Annotated in this window: 10 protein-coding genes; all 10 read left to right on the top strand. The window is 32.9% G+C overall.

The window, feature by feature from the left end; genetic code table 11:
• A partial coding sequence (locus Q1W15_RS23915) for a hypothetical protein (RefSeq protein WP_300733632.1) occupies positions 1-288 on the top strand: 288 nt, incomplete at its 5' end.
• Between the two features lies 1 nt (position 289).
• Entirely contained in the window at positions 290-664 is a 375-nt protein-coding gene (locus tag Q1W15_RS23910; RefSeq protein ID WP_300733630.1) for a hypothetical protein, read from the top strand.
• Positions 661-1,002, top strand: coding sequence for a minor capsid protein (locus tag Q1W15_RS23905; RefSeq protein ID WP_300733628.1), 342 nt, complete (start codon positions 661-663; stop codon positions 1,000-1,002). The genes Q1W15_RS23910 and Q1W15_RS23905 overlap by 4 nt, the downstream gene beginning before the upstream one ends.
• On the top strand, positions 999-1,442 hold the full coding sequence (locus Q1W15_RS23900; RefSeq protein WP_300733626.1) for a hypothetical protein: 444 nt from the start codon (positions 999-1,001) through the stop codon (positions 1,440-1,442). The genes Q1W15_RS23905 and Q1W15_RS23900 overlap by 4 nt, the downstream gene beginning before the upstream one ends.
• A gap of 20 nt (positions 1,443-1,462) precedes the next feature.
• Positions 1,463-1,975: a hypothetical protein gene (locus Q1W15_RS23895; RefSeq protein ID WP_300733624.1), complete on the top strand. Its 513-nt coding sequence runs from the start codon at positions 1,463-1,465 to the stop codon at positions 1,973-1,975.
• Positions 1,976-2,043: 68 nt separating this feature from the next.
• A complete protein-coding gene (locus Q1W15_RS23890) occupies positions 2,044-2,508 on the top strand; it encodes a hypothetical protein (RefSeq protein ID WP_300733622.1) in 465 nt (154 codons plus the stop codon).
• Complete coding sequence (locus Q1W15_RS23885; RefSeq protein WP_300733621.1) at positions 2,508-3,095, top strand: Gp15 family bacteriophage protein; 588 nt, start codon at positions 2,508-2,510, stop codon at positions 3,093-3,095. Before Q1W15_RS23890 ends, Q1W15_RS23885 begins: the two co-directional genes overlap by 1 nt.
• Positions 3,096-3,098: 3 nt before the next feature.
• Positions 3,099-5,432, top strand: coding sequence for a hypothetical protein (locus Q1W15_RS23880; protein WP_300733619.1), 2,334 nt, complete (start codon positions 3,099-3,101; stop codon positions 5,430-5,432).
• Positions 5,432-5,803, top strand: a complete 372-nt coding sequence (locus tag Q1W15_RS23875) for a hypothetical protein (protein ID WP_300733617.1) — start codon at positions 5,432-5,434, stop codon at positions 5,801-5,803. The genes Q1W15_RS23880 and Q1W15_RS23875 overlap by 1 nt, the downstream gene beginning before the upstream one ends.
• Positions 5,804-5,817: 14 nt before the next feature.
• Positions 5,818-6,597: hypothetical protein (locus Q1W15_RS23870; RefSeq protein WP_300733615.1), on the top strand; the 780-nt coding region annotated here is incomplete at its 3' end.

Raw genomic sequence — 6,597 nt, 5'->3', positions numbered from 1 at the left:
ATTAGACAATATGAAGAAGTTTTAGAAGGTGACTTTAAAGACAATCTAAAGTTAGCGACTTGCGAAATGATAGATAGTATTAAGAACTATGAAACAACGCTAGAAATGGCTAAAACAAGCAATCAAGCGTATATTAAAGGTATCAAGAGCGAGAGTGTCAAGGATCATAGCGTTACATTCAATGATAAAGACATGAAATCGCAATTAGAACAAGATTTCTTTAAAGAACAAAGAAGTATAATGAAAAAACATTTACTTGTTACACGATTACTCTTTAGGGGGTTATAGTATGTATGGACACACAATTACTATTATCAACTCTATTAATGAGCGCGGAAGATTAACTTACTACACTCACACTATAAAGGGTGTTCACTATCAAGATAAGCAAGGTGTTAAAACAGGAACAGAGAACCATGTAACGGATAATCAAGGGTATGTATCTATACCGAGAAGTGTTAAAGGATATGTTACGGAAGAAGAATATGTAAAACTTATCGATAAGGTAGGCTATTGGACTTTGAAAGAAGATGATTTCATTGTTAAGGGAGATGTATTAAATGCTATCCCTGAAAAAACAGCAGGAAAAAGAACAATCCAATCATATGAAAATATTGATTACGGTATAGTTATTGAAGGTCATTACGGAGTATATCTAAAATGACAAGAGTTAAGATTAATCTTGATCCTATTGCTATACTTAATAATCACGGTTACCCTGATAAAGCGAGATTGTTCCTTGCTAATGAGATTGTAAAAGTTAGTGAACCGTATACACCTGAAAGAGAACGATACTTAATTAGAAGTGCTACTATAATAGAAGGTGGTAGAGCGATAGAGTATAATACACCTTACGCGCGCAAATTGTGGTATGGAGATGACTTTAACTTTAAAGGTGCTCCAGTTCGTGGCTCTAGGTGGGTAGAAAGAGCAATAGCAAGTAATGGTAATCAAATTGTAGCAAGTATGCAGAGAATGGCTAATAAAGGGGGCTTTAAATGAAAACATTAAATGAAAGTGTATTAGATTATTTAGATAAGTTCCTAGTTAGTCAAGGCCGTGCTGATGATTGGACATCTATCGACTGGCTACAATCAGAATTAAATGAAAGTAGCGTTAGTCCTAATCCTGTTATGAATAATGGGGTAGTTAATAAAGATGTACTAGGGAACGAATATAAAACACAAGCATATACATATAGTTTGGTATTTGAATATACAGAAGATATATTTAAGATGTTGAGTAACGGACAATTTTTAGAAGATTTAAGTTACTACATAAAAGACAATAACAAGAAGAAGATTTACCCTGAATTAAGTAGGGGAAGAATAGCAACAGACTTTAGTATAAGTCAGACACCTTTTTTATCGCAAATTGAAAGCGATAATCAATTAGGGATATATGTTGTTATATTAGAATTAGAGTATATAGAGCCTTATTAAGGCGGAAAGGAATTGAGATAATGGCATTTCAAAAATCACAAGGTAGAGAAAGATTGCTTCAAGCGATTAAAATTGGAGCATTAGAAGAATACACGCTATTCGGTTGGGGTGTACAAGAAGCAAGTATCGAATATGAAGCGGATGAAGAAACGCTAAAATTCGTTACGCAAAAATCTGGAATGACTGAAAATAAAGGTTATACTTTGTCACAATCAGTTGAACAAATGGTATACACAGATGATCCATTATTCCCTGTTTTAGATAAGATTAGAAAAGAACAAGGAATTGGTGCTAAGGCGAGTGGACAATTAATTACAATTAACTTATATGAAAGTGATGTAGAACAACCCGCTTCAGTTTCAGGAGAAGAATTTAATATCGGTATCACTATTACATCATTTGGTGGTAGTGCTGAAGATAAACTAGGAATTGGTTATACAATCAACTTCAATAGTTCTCCTAAAGCAGGAACAGTAGCAATCACTTATGATCCTATGAGTTTCAAATTTACAGCAGGTTCAGTAGAAGAATAGAAATAAAACTTTTCGTTTTATAGGGGAGATTATTTCTTCCCTATTTTTATTACATAAAGGAGCATAACATGAAAAAATATAGTTTAAAACAAGAAGCAAGTACTTCATTTGAGATTGAAGTTATTAACGGTAGTATATACATTGACACAACAGATATAGAGTTACCTGTAAAAGTCGAGAGAATGTTCAATACCATTGATGAAGCACAAAAGAAAATGGAAAAAGAAGAAAAAGTTATAAAGGCTTTGAAGTTAGATAAAGCAGAAGCAGATGAAAGATTATTAGATGTAATGATTGACTTCATTAATTCGACATATGAAAGTATAGACCATTTATTCGGCAAAGGTTCAACGGATAAAATCTTTAGAGTTAAGAGCATTACGGGAGTATTCGAGTTTCTCGAAGGTTTAGAGCCACTCTTAAAGGAGTTTAAAGTTATTAGCGACAAGAACCTAGAAGAAAGATTAATCGCTTCTAAAGGCAAGTATAAGCCTGTTGAAGTAGACACAAGCGGAATAGAAGAAATAGAATAATGGACTTTATAGGCAAAGTTAAGCCTAGAAAAATTAAGTTTCAAGGCGAAATATATAATATACATGATGATTACAGGAACATACTTAATACAATTAAATTACTAGAGCAAGAAGAAGATGAATTTGAGCGTGCTATCATCATTGTACAGACTATATTTGGTAGTAATGCTCCAATAGATCAAAAGTTAGTAGTAAAAGCAAGCGAAATAATGTGGAACGGTAAGGATTATGAAGAAGTAGATGAAAAAGAAAAGGTACACCAAGATTTAATCCAAGATTATCCAGTATATAAAATGGATATAATGAGAGAATTCAATAAAGAAATAGAGAAAATGGAGTATCTGTCTTGGAGTGACTTCCTAGATTTAGTTAGTAGTCTATCAAAAGATAGCAATATGGCTAACTATGTAAAGATTAGAAGTACACCATTAAAAGATATATCTAAAGATAAGCGTAAAGAGTTCAAGAAGTTCCAGGATAAAATAGCAATTAAACAGAATGAAGAAGTGGAATACAAAGAAACAATATTCGATAAGCATATGAGAGAACAAAAAGAGAAATATAATAAAGAAAGAAAGGGGGTTTAATCTATGGCAGATGGAAGTATCAAAATTGATGTTGATGTTGGTATAGCACAAGCAGAGAAACAGTTAGAAGATTTAAAAAATAAAGCGGAACAAAGCGGAGATAGTGTTTCTGAAAGTATGAACATTGATATTGATAACCTAGATAAACAATTCCAAAAAGCGAGTAACACTATTGAAAAGACAAAGAATAAAATTAGTGAACTTGAAGCGAAGTTAAGCGAAATAAAAAGTGCTAAAATAGAGTTACAATTTCAAGAAGGTGTTAGAAGTAGTTCTATACAAGAACAAGCGACACTTAATAGACAACTACAAGAAGGATCTATAAATCAAGCACAATTTAATCAACTAATTAAAGAGAGTGTACAAGATTACGAACAAGCGGTATTAAAGAGCGAAAGATTAGCACAAGTTATAAGTTCTTTAGGAGATGAAGACAAACTTACATCTCAATTACAAAATCAAAATATGATATTAGATAATCAAGTTATATCTTATGAGATCATGGGTAATAGAGCGGATAGAATAAGTTCAAGATTAGATAATTCCGCTGTTAGTGCTAGTTCTTTAAATAATGAAACTAAAAAAGTTAGTGCTTCAATGAAAGAAGCGTCTAAAAATGCTGGTAACATAAGTAACGGAATATCTAAAGGTATAATGAAATTAGGTAAATATGCTTTAGCATTATTCTCTATTAGGACAGCATATCAAACATTAAGGAAGTTATCTAATCAGTGGTTACAAAGTGATGATGCAGGAGCAAGACAAGTAAAGGCAAATATAGATGCTATGAGTAACGCTCTATCCAATGCTTTAGCACCTGTTATAACCTATATCGCTAACTTAATGGCAACTGTATTCGGTTATGTAAACGCAATTCTTAAAGCGTTCTTTGGTATAGATTTATTAGCAAAGAAAACAAGTAAAAACACAGGTGGAGTTGCAGGTAATACAAAGAAAGCAAGGAAAGAAGCAGAGAAGTTCAGTTCAGCGTTCGATAAGGCAGATATAGCGACAAGTAAGACTAAAGATAACCTAGATGGAGCAGGTGGTGGCGGTGGCGGAATGGATATGCCAGCACCGATAATACCAACTCCAGACATAAGCGGTATAACAAAGGCATTTGATTTAATAAGCAAGATGTTTCAAGATATTTGGAAAACTGATACAGTTCAATCATTCTTTGATAGTTTTGTTAGAATAGGTAAAAACTCATTCGATTTAATGGCAGGGATCAGTGCTAATGTTTGGGATAACCTTGTATTAACTTTTGATGAAATGTTACCACACTTGATTAGGGGGTTTGCTAGTGCAGTAGAGTTTTATAGAATGATGTTTGAAGATATAGCGGATGCCACTGATAAATGGACACCAACACTATTGAGTAGTATCAACTCTTTTGTAGATGGAATTTTTAATACATTCAGACCATTATTTGTCTTCCTAGTTCAATTATGGGCTGATATGTGGGGTATATTTGAAGATGTGTGGAAAAAATACGGAAAAGATTTAGTAGATAGTTTCTTTAATTTCGTAAATAGCACAATTAAAGTATTTACTGAATTATGGGCGATCATAGATACTATAATAAGTCCTATACTAGAAATCTTTAAAGATGTATGGGACAATACATTAAAAGATGTAGTACAAAATGTACTTGAGTTTCTAGCAGAACTGTTTTTATTCGCTATGGAATTATACAACGGTTTTATTGCACCTATCGTAGGGTTTCTATTAAATAACTTACAACCAGTATTCGCAGTTGTATTCGGAACCATAGGCGGTATTATAAGTGGTTTCTTAAATATAGTGTTTAGTATCGTAGATAGTGTTATAAGTATATTTAAGAGTTTAATTCAATTCTTAAGAAGTGTTTTTACAGGTCAATGGGGTTCAATTTGGGAAAATCTAGTGAACATGGTAAGAAGTATTTTTGGGGCAGTTGTCAATGTTGTTAAATTGCCATTAAACTTCATGATAGATTTACTGAATGGCTTCATTCGTGGACTTAATAGAATAAAAATACCTACATGGGTTCCTGGGTTTGGCGGTATGGGAATAAACATTAATCCTATACCAAGATTAGCACAAGGTACATATGTTACAGGTGGTGCTATGACAGCGATTGTAGGGGAAGCAGGTAAAGAAGCAGTTGTTCCTTTACAAAATAACACAGAATGGATACACGACTTCCTAGACTTAGCGAACGCTAATGGCGGACTTGGCAACGGTGGCGGAATGGGTGTTGTTAATGTTGTGCTTGATGGAAGTGTATTAGCGACAGCAACAGTGAAAGAAGAGAAGAAACGAAATATTTTAATGAATGGAGTGTTAGCATAATGCACTTATTTAAGATAGAAGGAAAAGAATATCTCGCTACTGAATATAAAGTTGGTAAAGATCAAATTTGGAAAGAAGGTTCAGGCAGAGATAGCGATAATGGGAAATGGTACGGAAGTATATTAGGGTTCTATACGAACCTTAATATCACTCTCGTATTTAAGGACAGACAAGAAGTAAGACAATTTGTTAAAGATACTAGAAAGAGTGCTATTAATGTATCGTATTATGATCCTGAAACAATGACTAATATAAGTAGAGTTTACTATATAGGTAATTACCAGATTAGTTATAAAGGATTTTATGATGATGGTTCAGACCAATACTTTGATACAACAACGATAGACCTAGTGGTACATAATCCAGACTGATAGGAGATGAGAATTTGATAACAAACAATAAAAATGTAATCGAGATACTAAAGAAATCCACACTTGATTACGATATAAAAGAGATAACATTGTTAGATACTAACGAAAGCCTTACAGTCAAGGATTTAAAAATGACAAGCGAAGGAAGTATATATACAACAAACGCAGTAATGCTCGAGTTAGTAGTTCGTGGAGATTATAGAACTTCAGTACAAAAGAAATTAAACTTCAAGCGTATGTTAAGACATGAGAGTGTAGCGAATAACGAAATACAAACGATTGATTACGGAAACTTCATAATAATGGCTAGTGAATACGATAACGGTTCGGAAGAAACTACTTTACTTTGTTATGATTTAATGGTTCAAACGCAAAGAGAGTATAACGAAGAAGATATTAACGCAGTATTCCCTATTACCGCAGGAAACCTACTTTTAAAGGTTGCTAACGCTTGTGAGTTAGAAGTTGATACAAATATACCTATTAATGCTAACACGCTTATAAAGAGCGATTATTGGGCGAATGCTAGTTATACATATAGAGATGTATTAAATCATTTGGCAGAAGTTTCAACTACTACAATTAAAATAAAGAATAATAAACTATACGCATTCACAATAGAAGAAACAGGAGTTACATTACAAGATAACTTTGTTAATCTAAAACTTGGAGAAGATTACGGGAAAACTAATATAATGAACATTAGTCAAGAACCACAGCATGATAATGTATTCTTCCCATTAAACGCAATGGATATACCTTTAGAAGATAGAAAAGAATTAGTATTCTCTAAT

Source organism: Pseudomonas sp. (genome assembly GCF_030150285.1).
GTDB lineage: Bacteria > Pseudomonadota > Gammaproteobacteria > Pseudomonadales > Pseudomonadaceae > Aquipseudomonas.
The sequence above is the reverse complement of the archived record's forward strand: the minus strand, read 5'-3'. Positions and strand labels throughout refer to the sequence as shown.